Source organism: Streptomyces sp. NRRL F-5755 (assembly GCF_001279365.1).
GTDB classification, from domain to species: Bacteria; Actinomycetota; Actinomycetes; order Streptomycetales; family Streptomycetaceae; genus Streptomyces; species Streptomyces rimosus.
The window spans coordinates 40105-60155 of sequence record NZ_LGCW01000268.1 but is presented as its reverse complement, the minus strand read 5'-3'; the positions used below and the strand labels follow the sequence as shown (position 1 = coordinate 60155).

The following is a 20051-nucleotide window of genomic DNA, read 5'->3' as shown; positions in this document are numbered from 1 at the left end:
GTCGGGGGCGGCGCGCCCTGTGCGGGTGTGGGGCGGCCGGGTGCGGGATGGCGCGCCCCGTACGGCTGTGGGGCCTCGCACCCCCGTACGGCAAGGCCCTGGACCGCCTTCCGCCCCGCCCCCTCCTGCCAGCCGCCGCTCCCCCGCCCGTGCCACCAACCCCCGCCACCAGCTACCAGCTAGGCGGACTGGCAATACTCCGGGCAACCACGTCATCCAGCAGCCGCGCCGTCGTGGGCACATCCTGCGCCGAGTTGTCGATGATCGGCAGGCCGGAGCCGTACCAGCCCGCCATCCGGCCGTGTATCCGGGCGACCTCTTCGTCGGACAGGCGGCGGTTGCCCGTGCGGCGGGCGTTGCGCTCCAGGACTATTTCCAGGCCGGGGAGCAGCACGATCGGCAGCAGGCCGGGGCCCACGTGGCGTTTCCAGCCGCCGAGGCCGATGACCGGGCGGTCCGGGAAGACGGCGTCGTCCAGGATGCAGGAGATGCCGTTGGCGAGGAAGTTGCGGGCGGCGAAGCCGCAGGTGCGGCGGGCGAGGCGGTACTGCGCCTCGGAGTGGTCGTTCCAGCCGGTCTGCGGGTCGGCGAATCCGGACCGTACCCATTCGCGCACGTCGTCGAGGCTGATGTGCGCGGTGGGCACCCGGCGGGTGTCGGCCCAGTGCCGGGCGACGCTGGTCTTGCCGGCCCCGGCCGGGCCGATGAGCAGCACCGCGACGGCGGCGTGCGCGGCGTCCGGCGCGGAGGCTCCGGTGGGCGGGCTGGGCAGCGCCACGGGCGCGCCGGGCGGCAGCTGGACGTGCCCGGTGGCCTCGGCGGGGGGCGGCGCGGTCGGCGCGCCGTGCGGCGGGGCGGTGGGCGGCGGGGCCGTGGGCCAGCCCTGCGCGGGCGGCGCGGCCGGCGGCTGCTGCGGTGGTACGGGATGGCCCGGGGTCCAGCTCATCGCGGCCACGGGCCCCGGCACCGGTCCGTGAGGCGGTGGCAGCGGCGCCCCCACTGCGTGCTGCATCCGGTGGCTCTCCGTCTCGTGCGGTCGATCTCGTGGGCCGCCCGCGGTGCGCGGTGCTCGCCGTACGGGCGGGGCTGTCGTCCGTACGGCGCTCGGGTGCGCGCCAGGCGTCCGGCCCGGGTGGGCCGATGTGGTTGTCCGGCGAACGGTACCCGCAGAAGGTGACCGCAGTCCTCCCCCGGCGGGGCGGCCGGCGGGCCCGGCCGTCGCCGGGGCGACGGCCGGGAGCGGCGCAGGGTGCGCGGGGTGCGGGGATCAGCCCGTGAGTTCGGCGGCCAGCGCGCGCAGCGCGAGTTCGTACGAGCCGATGCCGAAGCCCGCCACCGTACCGCTGGCGACCGCCGCGATCACCGAGGTGTGGCGGAACTCCTCGCGGGCGTACGGGTTGGAGATGTGCACCTCGATGAGGGGGGCGGTCCGCTGGGCGGCGGCGTCCCGCATCGCGTACGAGTAGTGCGTGAATGCGCCGGGGTTGATGACCACCGGAATCGAGCCGTCCGCCGCCTCGTGCAGCCAGCGGATCATCTCGCCCTCGTCGTTGGTCTCCCGGACCTCGGCCGCCAGGCCCAGCTCCTTGCCGAGCGCGGTGCAGCGTTCGACCAGTCCGGCGTAGGACGTGGAGCCGTAGACGTCGGGCTCGCGGGAGCCCAGACGGCCGAGGTTGGGTCCGTTGAGGACCAGGACGCGCCTCATGCGGCGATCTCCGCGTGCGCGGCGAGCAGCATCGCCGGGTCGGGGCCCTCCAGGACGGTGGGCTTGGCCAGGCCGTCCAGGACGATGAAGCGCAGCCGGTCGCCGCGCGACTTCTTGTCGACCTTCATCGTCTCCAGCAGCTTGGGCCACTGGTCGCCGCGGTAGGTCAGCGGCAGGCCCACCGACGCCAGGACGGCGCGGTGCCGGTCGGCGGTCGCGTCGTCCAGGCGCCCGGCGATGCGGCCCAGTTCGGCGGCGAAGACCATGCCGACGGAGACCGCGGCGCCGTGCCGCCAGTTGTAGCGCTCGTTCTTCTCGATGGCGTGGCCCAGGGTGTGGCCGTAGTTGAGGATCTCGCGCAGCCCGGATTCCTTCAGGTCGGCGGAGACCACCTCGGCCTTGACCCGGATGGCGCGCTCGATCAGCTCGGTGGTGTGCGGGCCGTCGGGGCGCTTGGCGCCCTCGGGGTCGGACTCGATCAGCTCCAGGATGGCCGGGTCGGCGATGAAGCCCGCCTTGATGACCTCGGCGAGCCCGGAGACGTAGTCGTGGACCGGGAGGGAGTCCAGCGCGGCCAGGTCGCACAGCACGCCGGCCGGCGGGTGGAAGGCGCCGACGAGGTTCTTGCCCTCGGCGGTGTTGATACCGGTCTTGCCGCCGACCGCGGCGTCCACCATGCCGAGCACGGTGGTCGGTACGGCGATCCAGCGCACGCCGCGCAGCCACGTCGCGGCGACGAAGCCCGCCACGTCCGTGGTGGCGCCGCCGCCGACGCCGACGATCACGTCGGTACGGGTGAAGCCGGTCTGGCCCAGCGCCTTCCAGCAGTACGCGGCGACCTCGGCGGTCTTGGCCTCCTCCGCGTTGGGCAGTTGGACGGCGATGGCCTCGTATCCCTGGCCGGCCAGGTCCTCGCGCAGCGCCTCGCCGGTGGCGGCCAGCGCCTCCGGGTGCAGCACGGCGACCCGCTGGGCCTTCTTGCCGATCAGGCCCGCCAGCTCGCCCAGCAGCTGCCGGCCGACCAGGACCTCGTACGGGTCGGTGCCCGCGGTGCCGCCGACCTGGATTCGGGTGGGCTGCTCCGTCACGGGTGTTCCTCTCTCCCGGGCGTGCCGGGCGCCGCGGCGTCCGCCGCCCGCGCTCCGGCCTCCGGGGGTGTCTGTAGCTGCAATGCGTCCAGTACGGCGTCGGCGACCTCTTCGGGCGTGCGGCCGTCCGTGGTGACCACGGCGCGCGCGACTTCCGTGTACAGCGGGCGGCGCGCCTCCATCAGCTCGCGCCAGCGCTGCCGCGGGTTGACGGCGAGCAGCGGGCGCGGTGCGTCGAGGCCCACGCGCCGTACGGCGTCGGCCAGTTGGACGTCCAGGAAGACGACGGGCAGGCCGGCCAGCAGGGCGCGGGTGCCGTCGTCCATGACCGCGCCGCCGCCGAGCGAGAGCACGCCGGGGTGGGTCTCGACCGCGGTCCGTACGGCCTGCCGCTCCAGTTCGCGGAAGTGCAGCTCGCCCTGGTCGATGAAGATCTCCGGGATCGGCTTGCCCGCGCCCGCCTCGATGTCCGCGTCGGTGTCGCGGTAGCCGGCGCCGAGCCGTTCGGCCAGCAGGGCCCCGACGGTGGACTTCCCCGCGCCCGGGGGGCCCACCAGCACCACGAGCGGCGGCGTCACTTGATCGCCAGGCTGTCGAGGAAGGACCGCACGTTGCGGCGGGTCTCCGGCACGCTGTCGCCGCCGAACTTCTCCGCCACCGCGTCGGCGAGCACCAGCGCGACCATCGCCTCCGCGACGATGCCGGCCGCGGGGACCGCGCACACGTCGGAGCGCTGGTGGTGGGCCTGCGTCGCCTCGCCGGTGGTCACGTCGACGGTGGCCAGGGCGCGCGGGACGGTCGCGATCGGCTTCATCGCGGCCCGTACGCGCAGCAGCTCACCGGTGGTCAGGCCGCCCTCGGTGCCGCCGGAACGGCCGGTGGCGCGGCGCAGGCCCTCGTCCGTGGAGACGATTTCGTCGTGCGCCTGGGAACCGGGCACCCGGGCCAGGTCGAAGCCGTCGCCGACCTCGACGCCCTTGATCGCCTGGATGCCCATGAGGGCACCGGCCAGCCGCGCGTCCAGCCGCCGGTCCCAGTGCACGTGCGAGCCCAGGCCGACGGGGACGCCGTACGCCAGCACCTCGACCACGCCGCCGAGGGTGTCGCCGTCCTTGTGGGCCTGGTCGATCTCGGCGACCATCGCCGCGCTCGCCTCCGGGTCCAGGCAGCGCACCGGGTCGGCGTCCAGCCGCTCCACGTCCGAGGGCTGGGGAACCACGCCGTACGGGGCCTTGGCGGCGGCCAGCTCGACCACATGCGAGACGATCTCGATGCCGGCCGTCTCCTTGAGGTAGGAGCGGGCGACCGTGCCGAGCGCGACACGCGCCGCGGTCTCACGGGCGGAGGCGCGCTCCAGGACCGGACGGGCCTCGTCGAAACCGTACTTCTGCATGCCGGCCAGGTCGGCGTGGCCGGGGCGGGGGCGGGTCAGCGGGGCGTTACGGGCCAGTTCGGCCAGCTCGGCGGGGTCGACCGGGTCGGCCGCCATGACCTTTTCCCACTTGGGCCACTCGGTGTTGCCGACCATGATCGCGACGGGCGAGCCGAGGGTGAGGCCGTGCCGGACGCCGCCGAGGAAGGTGACCTCGTCGCGCTCGAACTTCATGCGGGCACCGCGGCCATAGCCGAGCCGGCGACGGGCCAGGGCGTCCGCCACCATGTCCGTGGTGATCGGGACGCCGGCCGGGAGGCCCTCCAGCGTCGCCACGAGTGCGGGGCCGTGCGACTCCCCCGCCGTCAGCCAGCGCAACCTGCTCAACGATGCTCCTCATGTCCTGCTACTGCGCGAACAGTCTTCCCCTGATCCTCCCACGTCCGCCCCGGCGGACCGCTCCCCGTCCAGGAAGCGGACCGGCGGTGGACACACCGGGCGGGGTCACCGTCCGCCGAGCGCCGCCTCCCCCGCCGCGCGCATCGCCGCCAGCGGGGCCGGGGAGCGGCCGGTCATCTGCTCCACCTGGAGGACGGCCTGGTGGACGAGGAGGTCCAGGCCGCCCACGACCGCGCCGCCGCGGACGCTCCAGGCCGCGGCCAGGGCGGTCGGCCACGGCTCGTACAGCACGTCGAAGAGGGTGCCGGGACGTTCCGGCACGGCGGCGGCCAGCGCGTCGGTGGTTCCGGCCGGGGTGGTGGCGATGACCAGCGGCGCCTCGAAGGCCGCGGCCGCCTTCGACCAGTCGGCGGTACGGACGGTGACGCCCAGCCGTTCGCCCCAGCCGCGCATCTCCGCGGCCCGCGCCTCGCTGCGTACGTAGGCGGTCACCTCGCCCGTGCAGATCCGGGACAGGGCGGCGAGCGCGGAGGAGGCGGTGGCGCCGGCGCCCAGCACGGCCGCGCCCTCGACCTCGTGGACGCCGCGCTCGCGCAGCGCGGCCAGCATGCCGGGGATGTCGGTGTTGTCGCCGGTGCGCCGCCCGTCCTCGGTGAAGACGACGGTGTTCACGGCCTCGACGGAGGCGGCGGTGTCGCTGATCGCGTCCAGCAGCGGGATCACCGCGCGCTTGAGCGGCATGGTCAGGGACAGGCCCGCCCACGTGCCGTCCAGCCGCTCCATGAAGCCGGGCAGCGCGGCCTCGTCGATCTCGTGGCGGCCGTACTCCCAGTCGGCCAGGCCCAGTTCGGCGTAGGCGGCCCGGTGCAGGACCGGGGACAGGGAGTGGGCGATGGGCGACCCGAGGACCGCCGCCCGGCGGCGGACCTGGACTTCACTGGACATGGTGCTCCTCAGCTCGGACCCGCGAAACGATAGACGAACCGTCCCGCGGCGGCCGGGGCGCCCCGGACCGGCCGCCGCCCCGCGACGGCCGGACACCGGGGCCTACGACTGGCGCTTGCGCTTGTTGAACTCCTGGACCAGCTTCTCGTGGTCCTTGAGGTTGGTCGTGAAGTCCGTCTTCTTCCCGTCGATGGAGATGAAGAACAGCCACTTGGCGCTCTGGTCCGGGTCGATCGACGCCTTCAGCGCGTCCTCGCCGGGGTTGCCGATCGGTCCCGGCGGCAGGCCCTTGTAGAAGTACGTGTTGTACGGGTCGTCGTAGTTGCGGATCTCGCGCGTACCGATGTCGATCTTGCTCTGGTTCTTCAGGTAGTTGTACGTCGAGTCGAATTCGAGCTTCTGGTTGGTGACCGTGTTGCTCGTCGCGAGCCGGTTGTAGACGACCGCGGCCATCTTGCGGAAGTCGTCGTGGGTGATGCCCTCGGCCTGGGTGAGGCTGGCGACCGTGATGAGGTCCAGCGGCGACTTGAGGCCGAACTTCTTCGCGTTCTCCTCCAGGTCGTACTTGGCGTACTCCCGGTTGGCCCGCGCCACCATCTCCTTGAGGACCTCGGCCGGCTTGGCCTTGCCGCTGACGCTGTACGTGGAGGGGTAGAGGAAGCCCTCCAGCGGGTCCTTGATCTTCGGGTTGCTGTTCGCCCAGGAGGGCAGCCCCAGGTTCTTGGCCTCGGAGCGCGCCACGTCCTTGGTCGTACCGGGGTTCAGGTGCAGCTTCTTGTCGATCAGGTCGTAGACGGCGCCGTTGCGCAGGCCCTCGCGGACGGTCAGGCCGTTGCGGCTCTTGGGGTCCAGCATCAGCTTGACCGCGGACGCCGCCGACATCTGCTTGCGCAGCGAGTAGGCACCGGCCTGGAGCTTCTTGCCCTGGTCGTTCTCGTTCGCCGCCTCGGTGAAGGCGTCGGCGCTCTTGACCACGCCCTCGCGCTTGAGGATCAGGCCCATCTCCATGACCGAGGTGCCCGACGGGATCTGGACCTGTACCTCGCCGCTGCCCTCGCCCTCGAAGTCGGGGGCCGGGCCGAAGTGGCTCATCAAGAAGTCGTAGCCGAAGTAGGCGACCGCGCCGCCGCCGACGAGGAAGACGCCGGCGACGACCAGGCAGGTCATGCGGCTGCGCTTCTTGCCGCCCTTGCCGCCCTTGCCGCGGCGCTCCCGGCCGGCCCGGCGCTCCTCGCGCGGGTCGTCGTCATCGTCGCCGTCCGGGTCGTCCTTGAAGAAGGAGTGCGCCGGGTCCCGGACCTGCTCGTCCTGCTCGGGTCCGGGAGCGGCCCGGAAGTCGTCGCCGGGCGGGGAGGGGTGCGGCGGCTGGCGCAGCTGCTCCGGGCGCACCGCCTCGAACTGCGCCGTCTGGCCGATCTGCTCGCCGTGCTCGCCCTGGCCCTGCGGCCCGGGCTGCCCGCCCTGCTGCTGACGCAGGTGCTGCGGCTGCGGCGGCGGGTACGCGTCCTGGGTCCCGTAGTAGTCGGGGCTCTGGCCGCTGTACGGGTCGACCGGCGGCTGCTGGCCGTACGGGTCGTACGGGGCGCCGCCCTGGGAGGCGTCCCAGCCGCCGTTGTACTGCTGCTGGGCCGGGTACGGGCCGGACAGCTCATCCCACTGGGGCTGCTGCTGGCCGTGGGGGTGCTGCCCCTGGTGCTGCTGGCCCTGGGGATGCGGCCCCTGGTGCTGCTGACCGTAGTGCTGCTGGCCGCCCTGCGGCTGGCCTCCGTAGGCGGCCTGCTGCTGGTGCGGGCCGCCGTACTGCCCTTCGTAAGAACCTTGCTGAGGCCGTTGCGGCCGGCCTCCGTATCGACCCTGGTCTCCGTAGAGAGGGTCGTCGGGATGCCACGGTTCGGAGCCGTAGCCCCGGCCATACTCAGTCATCGATCCCCTAGAGCCGCGAGGCGGTGCGCTCCTGGGTGGCAGCGCCTGCGGTACCGACCGCCTCTTTCTGCACGTGCGGTTGTTCGATCCGCCGCGACGTCGCGCGGAACGTTACCGTACCGCGATCAGATGACCACTTCGACGCTCTCGCCGGGTGGGTGACCAGACACCCGTTCGGTCTCCAGTGCACTCTGGAGAATGACCACCGCAGCGGCCTGATCCACCACCGAGCGGCCCTTCTTGCTGCGCACCCCGGAGGCCCGCAGGCCCTGCGTGGCTGTGACGGTTGTCATGCGCTCATCGACCAGGCGTACCCCCACCGGAGCGATCCCGCGCGCCATCTCCTGCGCGAAGGCCCGCACCTTGGCCGCGGCCGGCCCCTCTCCCCCGTTCAGGGAGCGGGGCAGGCCGACGACGACCTCGATGGGCTCGTACTCCTCGACGATCGCCTTCAGGCGCCGGTGCGCGGCCGGGACGTCCCGGCCCGGCACCGTCTCCACGGGGGTCGCGAGGACCCCGTCGGGGTCGCACGAGGCGACCCCGATCCGGGCGTCCCCGACGTCGATGGCGAGGCGCCTGCCGCGCCGCATCTCCCTCACGCGCTCAGGCCGCCTCGGCCACGAGGCGCTCGACGGCCTCGACGGCCTCGGGCACCGCGGCGGCGTTCTGGCCGCCGCCCTGGGCCACGTCCGGCTTGCCGCCACCGCCGCCGCCGAGCGTCTTGGCGGCCGTACGGACCAGGTCACCGGCCTTGATGCCGCGCTCGCGGGCGGCCTCGTTGGTGGCGATCACGGTCAGCGGGCGGCCGTTGGCCACGGTGAACAGCGCCACCACGGCCGGGCGGTCGCCCGGGATGCGGCCGCGCACGTCCAGCACCAGCTTGCGCAGGTCGTCGGCGGAGGTGCCGTCGGCGACCTGGGCGGCGGCCAGCGCGACGCCCCGTACGTCCTTGGCCTCCTGGGCCAGCCCGGCGGCGGCCTGGAGGACCTTCTCGGCGCGGTAGCGCTCGATCTCCTTCTCGGCCTCCTTGAGCTTGGCCAGCACGCCGGAGATCTTCTCGGGCAGCTCCTCGGGGCGGCCCTTGACCAGCTCGGTCAACTGCGAGACGACGGTGTGCTCGCGGGCGAGGAAGTTGTACGCGTCCACGCCGACCAGGGCCTCCACACGGCGCACGCCGGAGCCGATGGAGGACTCGCCGAGCAGCTTGACCAGGCCCAGCTGGGCAGTGTTGGCCACATGGGTGCCGCCGCACAGCTCCTTGGAGAAGTCGCCGATGGTCACCACGCGCACCCGGTCGCCGTACTTCTCGCCGAACTCGGCGATGGCGCCCTGCTTCTTGGCGTCCTCCATGCTCATGACCTCGGCCTGGACGTCCAGTTCGCGGGAGAGCACCTCGTTGATGCGCTGCTCCACGTCGGTCAGGACCGTACCAGGCACGGCGGTCGGCGAGCCGAAGTCGAAGCGGAAGCGGCCCGGGGAGTTCTCCGAACCGGCCTGGGCGGCCGTGGGGCCGAGCGCGTCGCGCAGCGCCTGGTGGGTGAGGTGGGTGGCGCTGTGGGCGCGGGCGATGGCCCGGCGGCGCTTGACGTCGATGGTGGCGTACGCGGGCGAGCCGACCACGACCTCGCCGACCTGCACGACGCCCTTGTGCACCGTGACGCCGGGCACCGGCTGCTGCACGTCGCGGACCTCGACGACGGCGCCGGACTCCAGCTTGATCCGGCCGGTGTCGGCGAGCTGGCCGCCGCCCTCGGCGTAGAAGGGGGTGCGGTCCAGGACGACCTCGACCTCGTCGCCCTCCTGGGCCGCGGGGGCCGACACGCCGTTGGCCAGCAGGCCGACGACGGAGGACTCGCCCTCGGTGCGGGTGTAGCCGGTGAAGACGGTGGCGCCGGAGCGGTCGGCCACCTCGCGGTAGGCGGACAGGTCGGCGTGGCCGTGCTTCTTGGCCTGGGCGTCGGCCTTGGCGCGCTCCCGCTGCTCCTTCATCAGCCGGCGGAAGCCGTTCTCGTCCACCGAAAGGCCCTGTTCGGCGGCCATTTCGAGGGTGAGGTCGATGGGGAAGCCCCAGGTGTCGTGGAGCAGGAACGCCTTGTCGCCGGGGAGCACCGTGCCGCCGGCGGCCTTGGTCTCGGTGACGGCGGTGTCGAGGATGTTGGTGCCGGCCTTGAGCGTCTTGAGGAAGGCGGCCTCCTCGGCGAGCGCGACCGTCTCGATGCGCTTGCGGTCCTCCAGAAGCTCCGGGTACTGCTGGCCCATCGTCTTGATGACCACGTCCAGCAGGTCGGCGACGACCGGGCCGGTGGCGCCGAGCAGGCGCATGTTGCGGATGGCGCGGCGCATGATGCGGCGCAGCACATAGCCGCGGCCCTCGTTGCCGGGGGTGACGCCGTCGCCGATGAGCATGGTGGACGTACGCATGTGGTCGGCGACCACGCGCAGCGACACGTCGGCGTCGGCGGCGGCGCCGTAGCGTACGCCGGTCAGGTCGCCGGCCTTGTCGATGACGACGCGCAGCGTGTCGGTCTCGTACATGTTGCGGACGCCCTGGAGGATCATCGCCAGGCGTTCCAGGCCGAGGCCGGTGTCGATGTTCTTGCTCGGCAGGTCACCGAGGATCTCGAAGTCCTCCTTGCCGATGCCCGCGCCGCGCTCGTACTGCATGAAGACCAGGTTCCAGATCTCCACGTACCGCTCGTCGTTGACGGCCGGGCCGCCCTCGACGCCGAACTCCGGGCCGCGGTCGTAGTTGATCTCGGAGCACGGGCCGCAGGGGCCCGGGACGCCCATGGACCAGTAGTTCTCCTTCTTGCCCAGGCGCTGGATGCGCTCCTTGGGCACCCCGACGACCTCGTGCCAGATGCGCTCGGCCTCGTCGTCGTCCAGGTAGACGGTGATCCAGAGCTTCTCCGGGTCCAGGCCGTAGCCGCCATCGTCCTGGGAGCTGGTCAGCAGCTCCCAGGCGTGCTTGATGGCGCCTTCCTTGAAGTAGTCGCCGAAGGAGAAGTTGCCGCACATCTGGAAGAACGTGCCGTGCCGGGTGGTCTTGCCGACCTCTTCGATGTCCGGCGTGCGCACGCACTTCTGGACGCTGGTGGCGCGCGGCCACGGCGGCTTGACCTCGCCGAGGAAGTACGGCTTGAAGGGCACCATGCCCGCGGGGACCAGCAGCAGCGTCGGGTCGTCCGCGATGAGCGACGCCGACGGCACGACGGTGTGCCCGCGCTCCTCGAAGAAGCGCAGCCAGCGGCGGCGGATTTCAGCCGACTCCATCAGTGGTCCTCATTTCCGGTCGGTCCGGTCGGTCCGGGGGTAATCGTTCGGTGCTGCGTGATCTGGTACTGCGGCGTTTCGAGTGCGGCGCGGGAGCGCGCAGCGGGCAGCTCGCGTGCGTCGCCCCGGTCCGTCAGGCCCAGGGCTTCGTACAGCTGCCCCTCACGGTCCGACATTCCCGTGCGTACGTCCACTGCAAATTGGCGCAGCCGGTGTCCGGTCTCGACGGCCTTGTCGGCGGCCTGCGCCGCGAGGCTGTCGGGCTGGAGCTTGCGCAGCTTGCGGTTGACCTTGGTGGTGGCCCACACCCCGGCGGCGGCGCCGGTGGTGAACCAGAATGCGCGGCGGAACATCGCGGCGATCAGTCCTTGGAGCGACGGTTGCGGCGCCCGCCGCGGCGGGCGGCGGGCAGGGTACGGCCGACGACGGTGCGCTTCGGCTCGGGCGGTGCGCCCTTCCTGCCGATCGCGCGGCGCACGCCGTAGCCGAACGCCGCGACCTTGACCAGGGGTCCGCCGAAGGCGGAGGAGACGGTCGAGGAGAGCGCGGAGGCGTTGGCGGTGACCTCCTGGACGTCGGAGGCGATGGCGTCGACCCGGGCGAGCTGGGTGTGCGCGGAGCGGACGGTCGCGGACGCGTCGGCCAGCAACGGTACGGCCTGCTCGGACACCTCGGCGACCATCCTGGTCGTCGCCTTGAGCGTCTGTGCGAGCCTCACCAGCACGAGGGCGAGGAAGGACACGAGGATCGCCCAGAAGACGGCCACGAGGATCCCGGCCACCTCTCCACCGGTCACGTTGGCACCACTCTCCGACTGATTCTGTTCCGGTTGCGTCCTGCTCGAACGGCAGATCCCGAGCCTATCGCGCCGCGGGCGCGCGACCGTACCGCCTTCCCCGTGCGGCGCGGGGCCCACCGCCGGGCGTTTGTACGGTCCGCACACCTGCGAGTACGCTCCGTGTCCCATGCGACGCTCCCTGCCCCGTCCTTCCTCCGCGCGCCTGCGGGTGCCCGGCAATCTGCCCGCGGAGCTGACCCGGTTCATCGGCCGCGACGGCGAACTCGCCGCGCTGGCCGGGCATCTGGAGTCCGCCCGGCTGGTGACGCTCACCGGGGTCGGCGGCGTGGGGAAGTCCCGGCTGGCCACGCACGCTGCCAAGAGCTTGCAGGATCGCTTCTGCGATGGCGTGTGGCTGGCCGAGCTGGCCCCGCTGCGCCACGGGCACCTGCTCGACCACGCGGTCGCCGAGGCGCTGGGCCTCGCCGACCACACCGGACGGCCGCCGCGCGCCGCGCTGCGCGACCACCTCGCGGGCCGCGACCTGCTGCTCGTCCTGGACGGCTACGAGCACCTGGTCGACGACTGCGCCGACCTCGCCGCCGACCTGCTGCGGCGCGCGCCCGGCCTGCGTGTACTGGCCGCGGGCCGGCGCCCGCTCGGCCTGCCCGGCGAGCAGAACCTGCCGCTGCCCCCGATGGACGGCCCGGACGCGGTGGACCTGTTCCACGACCGCGCCACGGCCGTGGTCCCCGGCTTCACCACGGACGCGTCGGGCGAGGCCGCCGTCGCCGAACTGTGCCGCCGCCTGGACGGCATCCCGCTCGCGCTGGAACTGGCCGCCGGGCGGCTGCGGGCCCTGTCGGTGGAACAGGTGCTGGCCCGGCTCGACGACCGCTTCCGGCTGCTGACCGGCGGCTACCCCGGCACCCGCGCGGGCCTCTCGCCCCCGCGGGGCGCGGCCGAGTGCCGCCACCGGACGCTGCGGACGGCCATCGGCTGGAGCCACGAGCTGTGCACGCCCGCCGAGCGCCTGCTGTGGGCACGGCTGTCGGTCTTCGCCGGGCAGTTCGACCTCGACGCGGCCGAGTACGTCTGCTCGGGCCCGGACCTGCCCGCGGACGAACTGGTCGACGTGCTCGGGGAACTGGTGGCCCAGTCGGTGGTCGTACGGGAGGAGACCCCGGCGGGCGTGCGCCACCGGATGCTGGACACCGTCCGGGAGTACGGGGCGGGCTGGCTGGACGCGGCGGGCGACGCCGAGCGGATGCGCCGGCGGCACCGCGACTGGTATGTGGGCCTGGCGACCTGGTGCGAGCTGGACTGGTTCAGTCCGCGGCAGGCCGAGGTGGCCGCCCGTATCGAGTGCGAACTGCCGAATCTGCGGGTCGCGCTGGAATACAGCCTCGACAGCACCGGGGACGCGCACCTGGGCCAGTATCTGGCGGGCACGCTGTGGTTCTACTGGGCGGGGTGCGGACGGCTCTCGGAAGGGCGGCACTGGCTCGACCGCTCCCTGGAGCTGGAGGGCGACCACGACGACGCCCGGCTGAAGGCCCTGTGGGTGGCCGGGTACGTGGCGGTGCTCCAGGGCGACGCGGTCGGCGCGGCGATCGCCCTCCAGGAGTGCCGCGAGGGCGCGGAGCGCACCGGCAACGCCACCGCCGCCGCGTACGCGCTGCACCGCACCGGCTGTCTCGCGCTGGTCCGCGACGACATGCCGCGCGCCGAGCGGCTGCTGCGCGACGCGCTCGGCCGCTACCGGGAGATCGGCGAGCTCAACAGCAACGTGCTGATGGGCCAGGTCGAGCTGGCGATGGCGGTGGCGTTCCAGGGCGACCTCGGGCAGGCGGTGCGCCTGTGCGAGGACGTGCGGCAGGTCTGCGACGACCACGGGGAGCGGTGGACCCTGGCGTACGCGCTGTACGTACTGGGCTACGCGGCCTGGAGCCGTGGCGAGGCGGCGCGGGCCCGTGCCCTGCTGACCGAGTGCCTGGCCATCGACCACGCCTTCCACGACCTGCTGGGCGCGGTGCTGGCCATCGAGCTGCTGGCGCTGGTCACGCTCGGCGAGGGCGATCCGGCGGAGGCGGCGCTGCTCCAGGGGGCCGCCGGGCGGATCTGGCCCTCGGTGGGGCTGCCGCTGTTCGGCTCGCGCCACTTCAACCAGCCGCACCGGCTGTGCGAGGAGCGGGCGCGGGAGGCGCTGGGGGCCGAGCGGTACGGGCACTGCCTGCGGGAAGGCGCCCTGCTCGACCTGGACGCGACGGCCGCCCGGATTCTCGGCGGTGACGCGGCGCCCCGGCCGGACGGCCCCGTACTGGGCCCGCGCTCCGGTACGGGACCGGAACCGTCCCCGGAAACGGACGAACCCGCCGCCTCCCCCTCCGCGAACGGCGGGGAGACGGCGGGCTGAGCACGCGGCCGGCCGCGCGCGGGGCGCGCGGCCGTGCGGTGACTACGCCTGGATCAGCGGGCGTAGTACTCGACGACGAGCTGCTCGTCGCAGATCACCGGGATCTCCTTGCGCTGCGGGTCACGGTCCAGGCGGAAGGCCAGGGCCTTGAGGTTGACCTGCAGGTAGCGGGGGGTCTCGCCCTCGGGGGCGTAGCCACCCTCACGCGCGACCTGGAAGGGGTGCTTCTCGCGGCTGCGCTCGCGGACCATCACGACGTCGTCGGGACGGACGCGGAAGGACGGCTTGTCGACCTTGCGGTCGTTGACCGCGATGTGGCCGTGGACGACCATCTGACGGGCCTGGTAGATCGTCCGGGCGATGCCCGAACGCAGGACGAGCGCGTCCAGACGGCGCTCAAGCTCGATGATCAGCGCTTCGCCTGTCTTGCCTTCGACCTTCCGAGCGCGGTCGTAGGCGCGCACCATCTGACGCTCGCTGATGTCGTACTGAGCGCGCAGACGCTGCTTCTCCAGCAGACGGACCTTGTAGTCACTGTTCTGCTTGCGGCCACGGCCGTGCTCGCCGGGCGGGTAAGGACGGGCCTCGAAGTACTTGACGGCCTTCGGCGTCAGCGCGATGCCGAGCGCGCGCGACTTCTTGACCTTGGGACGCGACTGGTTCACGTGGAACAGACCTCCATGTAAGTTAGGTTAGGCTTACCTTACTGCGAGGAGAACGCATGTTTCGACCTGGGATCCCCCTGCCCGGTGCTGGTCAGAGCACTGGGATGGGTCAGCCGCGTCCCGTGGAAGACGCCCAGCAGCCAACCGCCGCCGAGCGCGTACGAACCCTCGTCGAGTCCAATGGTATGGCCTCGCTCGGCATCCCCGGAATCGAGGACCCCGACGACGCCGGACTCTCCGCACCAGTATGCCGTACGGTCACCGGTGCTGGTGACGTGCTCCTGCTGGTTCCCGGGGACTCCGCGGCCGCCCGGGCCGCCGCCCACGCCCAGGACGACGACCTCACCGCCGTGATGGAGATCACCGACGTGGCACCCGTCTCGGTACCGCACCGCATCCGCGGCCGGGCCTGGGTCGCCGGCTGGCTCACCCCCGTACGCAACGACGAGCGCGCCCGCGCCGCGATGCTGCTCGCCGAGCGGCACCCCGTCGGCGAACTGCTCGGCATCGGCGAGGCCCTCCAGCCGGACCCGCCGCCGGGCATGTTCGGGCGGCCCGCCTGGATGATGCTGCGCATGGAGGTCGGCGAGGCCGCCGTGGACGACCTGTGGGGCGCGCAGTCCGTGGAACCGGAGGAGTTCGCCGCGGCCGAGCCGGACCCGCTGGCGGCCCACGAGGCGGAACTGCTCCAGCATCTGCACTCGGCCCACAGTGACCAGGTACGCGGCCTGTGCACCCTGCTCGGCGAGCGGTCCCGGCGTGCCCGGGACTTCCGCGACCACGCCGTACCGGTGGCCCTGGACCGCTTCGGCCTGCGCGTCCGCTTCACCGACGCCGCCCGCCACTCCTTCGACGCCCGCTTCGACTTCCCGGCCCCGGTCCGGGACGTCTCGGAACTGCGCCGCGCGATGCACACGCTGTTCGACGCGGCGGCTTCCGGGTGAACCGTAGAGCCGCCTTCGCCGGACGGGCTCGATTCGCATCAAGCCCGTGCACCTCCAGCCCGTCCGGCGTTTGAGGACGGCCGTCAGCCGCGACGGACCCGACCCCCGGCGACGAGCCGAAGCCCCGTGGGCGCGGCCGACTACGGCTCCTCGCCGCGCAGGCGGCTCCGCACCCGCTCGGTCACATCCGCATACCGCGCCTCGGAGCCGTACCGCGTAGGCGTGTAATACCGCTTCCCGTGCACCTCGTCGGGGGCGTACTGCTGGGCCGCGATGCCGCCGGGAAGGTCGTGCGGATACTGATAGCCCTTGCCGTGCCCCAGTTTCTCGGCGCCCTTGTAGTGGCTGTCGCGCAGGTGCGGCGGCACGGGGCCCGCGAGTCCGGCCCGTACGTCCGCGAGGGCGGCGTCGATCGCCAGATAGGCCGCGTTGGACTTGGGGGCCAGCGCCAGCGCGATCGTGGCCTGGCTGAGCGTGATCCGGGCCTCCGGGAAGCCGATCATCGCGACGGCCTGGGCGGCGGCCACCGCGGTCTGCAGCGCCGACGGGTCGGCCAGCCCGATGTCCTCGCTCGCCGAGATCATCAGCCGCCGGGCGATGAACCGCGGGTCCTCCCCCGCCTCGATCATCCGCGCGAGATAGTGCAGTGCCGCGTCCACGTCCGAGCCGCGGATGGACTTGATCAGGGCGCTGGCGACGTCGTAGTGCTGGTCACCGGCCCGGTCGTACTTCACGGCGGCCCGGTCGACGGACTCCTCCAGGGTCTGGAGGGTGATCTCCTTCTCGCCCTTGGAGATCGCGGACCCGGCCCCGGCCTCCAGGGCCGTGAGCGCGCGGCGGGCGTCGCCGCCGGCGATGCGCAGCAGATGCGCCTCGGTGTCCTCGGGCAGCGTGACCGCGCCCGCCAGCCCCCGCGCGTCGGTCAGCGCGCGCCGCAGCAGGCCGCGCAGGTCGTCGTCGGTCAGCGGTTCGAGCGTCAGCAGGAGGGAGCGGGAGAGCAGCGGGGAGATCACCGAGAAGTACGGGTTCTCGGTCGTCGCGGCGATCAGCGTCACCCAGCGGTTCTCGACCGCGGGCAGCAGGGAGTCCTGCTGGGCCTTGCTGAAGCGGTGGATCTCGTCGAGGAAGAGGACGGTCTCCTTGCCGTAGCCGCCGGAGGCGCGGCGGGCGCCGTCGATGACGGCGCGCACCTCCTTGACGCCTGCGGTGATCGCCGACAGCTCCACGAAGCGCTTGTTCGTGGCCTGGCTGACCACGTACGCGAGCGTCGTCTTGCCGATGCCGGGCGGGCCCCACAGGAAGACGGAGGACGGTCCGGCGGGGCCGCCGTTGCCCTCGCCGACCAGGCGGCGCAGGGGCGAGCCCGGCTTGAGCAGGTGCTGCTGGCCGACGACCTCGTCGAGGGTGCGCGGACGCATCCGTACGGCGAGGGGCGACCCCGTGGGGTCTTTCTCCTGGCGGTCTTCGGCAGCGGCGGTGAACAGGTCGGGCTCCACGGTTCAGAGCCTAAGCCACACCACTGACAACGCGGCCGGGGACCGGTCGGCACCCGCGCCGACCGGCCCCCGGCCGCGTTCGGCAGCTCAGATCAGGCTGCTCCAGTAGGACCACCACTTGGTGAGGATCAGCAGCGCGATCACGCCGTACCAGAGCACCGGCACGACCCAGTGGAACTCCAGCACCGCCTTGCGCAGCCCCTCCGGCGCCGGGATGATCCCGTGCTTGAGGTTGTGCACGGTGGTGTACCAGAACATCAGGATCGTGACGCACCAGGTCAGCGTGCACCACAGGCACAGCGAGTTGATCACGTACAGCGACTGGGACATCAGCCACATGCAGAACACGGACCCCGCGAGGGTGCCGATGTTCAGGCCGATCCAGTACCAGGCGCGGTAGCGGGCGCCCGCGAGCAGCCCGACGCCGATCCCGATGACCACGCCGAACGCGATGAGGCCGGCCACCGGGTTGGGGAAACCGAAGACCTCGGCCTGCGGGCTCTGCATCACGCTGCCGCAGGAGACGATCGGGCTCAGGCTGCAGGCCGGCTTGAAGTTGGGGTCCTTCAGCAGCTCGATCTTGTCCAGGGTGATCACCCAGGACGCGAGGAGTCCCAGGGCGCTGGTGACCACCAGCAGCCAGGCCAGGCCCCGTCCCGAACCGGTCGGGCCGCCGCCACGGCGCGGGTGATCGTCGCCGGTGGACACGTCGTCAAGCGCTGTCGTCGTCATATCGCCGTTCCGTCGGTGCCTTGGGGAGTGAGCGGAGAGCGCGTTCCAACTGGCGCGCGCCGGGCCCTCATTCTGCCCCAACCGGACACGCGACCACCGTTCGCTGCGCATAAAGGCCCCCTTCCGAGCCACCGCGCGCACAGCACGGTGGACGGCCGGAAGGGGGCCTCCTACCCGATCACGGGCGCCCCGTACAGAGGCGGACGGGATCAGCCGAGCCGGCGGCGGACCTCTTCGGCCACCGCGTCCAGCGCGACCGGGGTCTGCTCGCCGCTCTCCAGGTCCTTGAGCTGGACGACGCCTTCGGCCAGATCGCGCTCACCCGCGACGACCGCGAAGCGGGCGCCCGAGCGGTTCGCCGACTTCATGGCGTTCTTCAGGCCCTTGCCGCCGTACGCGAAGTCGGTGGCGACCCCGGCCCGGCGCAGCTCGGTGACCGTGCCGAACAGCGTCCGGCGGGCCTCCTCGCCGAGCGGCACGGCGAAGACCGCGGTGCTCGCGGGCAGCTCCAGCTCGACGCCCTCGGCCTCCAGCGCGAGGACCGTGCGGTCCACGCCGAGCGCCCAGCCCACCGACGGCAGCGCGGGGCCGCCGATCATCTCGGACAGGCCGTCGTAGCGCCCGCCGCCGCCGACCGCGGACTGCGAGCCCAGGCCGTCGTGGACGAACTCGAAGGTCGTACGGGTGTAGTAGTCCAGCCCGCGCACCAGCTTCGGGTCGTCCTCGTACGCGACGCCCGCCGCGGTCAGCAGCTCGCGCACCTGCTCGTGGTACGCCTTGCACGCCTCGCACAGGTGGTCGCGCAGCAGCGGCGCGCCGACCAGCTGCTTCTGCACGTCCGGGCGCTTGTCGTCCAGCACCCGCAGCGGGTTGATCTCGGCGCGGCGGCGGGTGTCCTCGTCCAAGTCGAGCCCGTACAGGAACTCCTGGAGGGCGGCCCGGTAGACGGGGCGGCACTCCTTGTCGCCGAGCGAGTTCAGCAGGATGCGGAAGTTCTTCAGCCCCAGCGAGCGGTAGGCGTCGTTGGCCAGGATGATCAGCTCGGCGTCCAGCGCCGGGTCCTCGGCACCGATGGCCTCCGCGCCGACCTGGGAGAAGTGGCGGTAGCGGCCCTTCTGCGGACGCTCGTAGCGGTAGTACGAACCGGAGTACCAGAGCTTGACGGGGAGGTTGCCCGCCTTGTGGAGGTTGGCCTCCAGCGCGGCGCGCAGTACGGAGGCGGTGCCCTCGGGGCGCAGCGCGAGCCTGTCGCCGCCCTTGGTCTCGAAGGCGTACATCTCCTTGGTCACGATGTCGGTGGACTCGCCGACGCCGCGCGCGAACAGCTCGACGTTCTCGAAGCCGGGCGTCTCGATGTACCCGTACCCGGAGCGCTTGAGAGGTCCGGAGATCGCGTCGCGGACCGCCAGGTAGGTGGCGGACTGCGGCGGGATCAGGTCGTAGGTGCCCTTGGGGGCCTTGAAGGTGCTCACGAAGTTCTCGTCACATTCCTCGTCGCGGAGCCGGGCGGTGCGGTGCGCCGTCTCCGAGGCCGGCGGCCACCTCCCGCAGGAACGGGTTGGTGGCGCGCTCGCGGCCGATGGTGGTCTGGGGGCCGTGGCCGGACAGCACGACGGTCTCGTCCTGGAGCGGCAGGCATACGCGCTCCAGCGACCGCAGAATCTCGGCGTGGTCGCCGCCCGGCAGGTCGGTACGTCCGATGGAGCCGGCGAACAGCAGGTCGCCCGAGAAGAAGACCGGCGGAACGTCCGCCTGCTCGGGCATCCGGAAGGTCACCGACCCCTTGGTATGGCCCGGTGCGTGCGCGACCGAGAACTCCAGCCCGGCCAGCTCCAGCTTCGCGCCGTCGCCCAGCTCCTTGACGTCGTCCGGCTCCCCCACCGTCAGCTCGCCCATGAGCTGCTGCCCGATGGAGGCGCCGAGCGCCTTCTCCGGGTCGCTCATCATGTAGCGGTCCTCGGGGTGGATCCACGCGGGCACGTCGTGCGCGCCGCACACCGGGACGACCGAGGCGACATGGTCGATGTGGCCGTGGGTGAGGACGACGGCGACGGGCTTGAGCCGGTGCTTCTTCAGCGCTTCCTCGACGCCCTGTGCGGCCCGGTGGCCCGGGTCGATGATCACGCACTCCTCACCCGCGGCCGGGGCGACCAGGTAACAGTTGGTCCCCCAGGCCCCGGCGGGGAACCCGGCAATGAGCACGTTCGTCCTCAACATTCGACGGCGGCGGACGGATCGCCCACGGCGATCCGGAAGATTTCGGCTGTTCCAGAGCCTACCGGCGGCACTCCCACCCGGGCGAACCCGTATACGGT

18 protein-coding genes are annotated in these 20051 nt (G+C 72.5%); 2 read left to right on the top strand and 16 right to left on the bottom strand.

The window, feature by feature from the left end; translation table 11 throughout:
- Positions 1-172: 172 nt before the first annotated feature.
- The 11 genes from ADK86_RS24670 to ADK86_RS24620 form a co-directional block, all read right to left on the bottom strand.
- Entirely contained in the window at positions 173-1012 is an 840-nt protein-coding gene (locus ADK86_RS24670) for a Pro-rich N-terminal domain-containing protein (protein WP_030178041.1), read from the bottom strand.
- A 255-nt stretch (positions 1013-1267) separates the two neighbouring features.
- Positions 1268-1705: a type II 3-dehydroquinate dehydratase gene (gene aroQ, locus ADK86_RS24665; protein WP_030590648.1), complete on the bottom strand. Its 438-nt coding sequence runs from the start codon at positions 1703-1705 to the stop codon at positions 1268-1270.
- Positions 1702-2793 (bottom strand): 3-dehydroquinate synthase, encoded by a 1092-nt coding sequence (gene aroB / locus ADK86_RS24660; RefSeq protein ID WP_030590646.1) that lies wholly within the window; start codon positions 2791-2793, stop codon positions 1702-1704. Before aroB ends, aroQ begins: the two co-directional genes overlap by 4 nt.
- Positions 2790-3371: a shikimate kinase gene (locus ADK86_RS24655; protein WP_053698550.1), complete on the bottom strand. Its 582-nt coding sequence runs from the start codon at positions 3369-3371 to the stop codon at positions 2790-2792. The genes aroB and ADK86_RS24655 overlap by 4 nt, the downstream gene beginning before the upstream one ends.
- Positions 3368-4552 (bottom strand): chorismate synthase, encoded by a 1185-nt coding sequence (aroC, locus tag ADK86_RS24650; protein WP_053698549.1) that lies wholly within the window; start codon positions 4550-4552, stop codon positions 3368-3370. The genes ADK86_RS24655 and aroC overlap by 4 nt, the downstream gene beginning before the upstream one ends.
- A gap of 117 nt (positions 4553-4669) precedes the next feature.
- On the bottom strand, positions 4670-5509 hold the full coding sequence (locus ADK86_RS24645; protein ID WP_053698548.1) for a shikimate dehydrogenase: 840 nt from the start codon (positions 5507-5509) through the stop codon (positions 4670-4672).
- Positions 5510-5611: 102 nt separating this feature from the next.
- Positions 5612-7432 (bottom strand): endolytic transglycosylase MltG, encoded by a 1821-nt coding sequence (mltG, locus tag ADK86_RS24640; protein ID WP_053698547.1) that lies wholly within the window; start codon positions 7430-7432, stop codon positions 5612-5614.
- Between the two features lie 125 nt (positions 7433-7557).
- Positions 7558-8022 carry a Holliday junction resolvase RuvX gene (ruvX, locus tag ADK86_RS24635; protein ID WP_030590632.1) on the bottom strand — a complete coding sequence of 155 codons (465 nt, stop codon included), beginning with the start codon at positions 8020-8022 and terminating at the stop codon, positions 7558-7560.
- 13 nt (positions 8023-8035) lie between these two features.
- The gene (gene alaS / locus ADK86_RS24630) at positions 8036-10705 is read right to left on the bottom strand and encodes an alanine--tRNA ligase (protein ID WP_053698546.1); all 2670 of its coding nucleotides are present in this window, start codon (positions 10703-10705) and stop codon (positions 8036-8038) included.
- Positions 10705-11058 (bottom strand): DUF6167 family protein, encoded by a 354-nt coding sequence (locus ADK86_RS24625; protein WP_030590625.1) that lies wholly within the window; start codon positions 11056-11058, stop codon positions 10705-10707. Before ADK86_RS24625 ends, alaS begins: the two co-directional genes overlap by 1 nt.
- 8 nt (positions 11059-11066) lie before the next feature.
- On the bottom strand, positions 11067-11501 hold the full coding sequence (locus tag ADK86_RS24620; RefSeq protein ID WP_030178044.1) for a DUF948 domain-containing protein: 435 nt from the start codon (positions 11499-11501) through the stop codon (positions 11067-11069).
- A gap of 169 nt (positions 11502-11670) precedes the next feature.
- Here ADK86_RS24620 and ADK86_RS24615 point away from each other — a divergent pair, with 169 nt between their 5' ends.
- Positions 11671-13899: an ATP-binding protein gene (locus tag ADK86_RS24615; RefSeq protein WP_053698545.1), complete on the top strand. Its 2229-nt coding sequence runs from the start codon at positions 11671-11673 to the stop codon at positions 13897-13899.
- A gap of 53 nt (positions 13900-13952) precedes the next feature.
- On the opposite strand, the gene rpsD is transcribed toward ADK86_RS24615, so the two are convergent.
- A complete protein-coding gene (gene rpsD / locus ADK86_RS24610) occupies positions 13953-14564 on the bottom strand; it encodes a 30S ribosomal protein S4 (protein ID WP_003984683.1) in 612 nt (203 codons plus the stop codon).
- Between the two features lie 185 nt (positions 14565-14749).
- Between rpsD and ADK86_RS24605 the strand changes: the two genes are divergently transcribed.
- Positions 14750-15508, top strand: a complete 759-nt coding sequence (locus ADK86_RS24605) for a DUF2470 domain-containing protein (protein WP_053698544.1) — start codon at positions 14750-14752, stop codon at positions 15506-15508.
- A 140-nt stretch (positions 15509-15648) separates the two neighbouring features.
- Here ADK86_RS24605 and ADK86_RS24600 read toward each other — a convergent pair whose 3' ends face one another.
- The 4 genes from ADK86_RS24600 to ADK86_RS24585 form a co-directional block, all read right to left on the bottom strand.
- Positions 15649-17004 carry a replication-associated recombination protein A gene (locus tag ADK86_RS24600; RefSeq protein ID WP_053698543.1) on the bottom strand — a complete coding sequence of 452 codons (1356 nt, stop codon included), beginning with the start codon at positions 17002-17004 and terminating at the stop codon, positions 15649-15651.
- 87 nt (positions 17005-17091) lie between these two features.
- Entirely contained in the window at positions 17092-17736 is a 645-nt protein-coding gene (locus tag ADK86_RS24595) for a vitamin K epoxide reductase family protein (RefSeq protein WP_030375444.1), read from the bottom strand.
- Between the two features lie 209 nt (positions 17737-17945).
- Positions 17946-19208, bottom strand: a complete 1263-nt coding sequence (gene hisS, locus ADK86_RS24590) for a histidine--tRNA ligase (RefSeq protein WP_053698542.1) — start codon at positions 19206-19208, stop codon at positions 17946-17948.
- A 10-nt stretch (positions 19209-19218) separates the two neighbouring features.
- Positions 19219-19938, bottom strand: coding sequence for an MBL fold metallo-hydrolase (locus ADK86_RS24585; protein ID WP_053698541.1), 720 nt, complete (start codon positions 19936-19938; stop codon positions 19219-19221).
- Positions 19939-20051 lie beyond the last annotated feature (113 nt).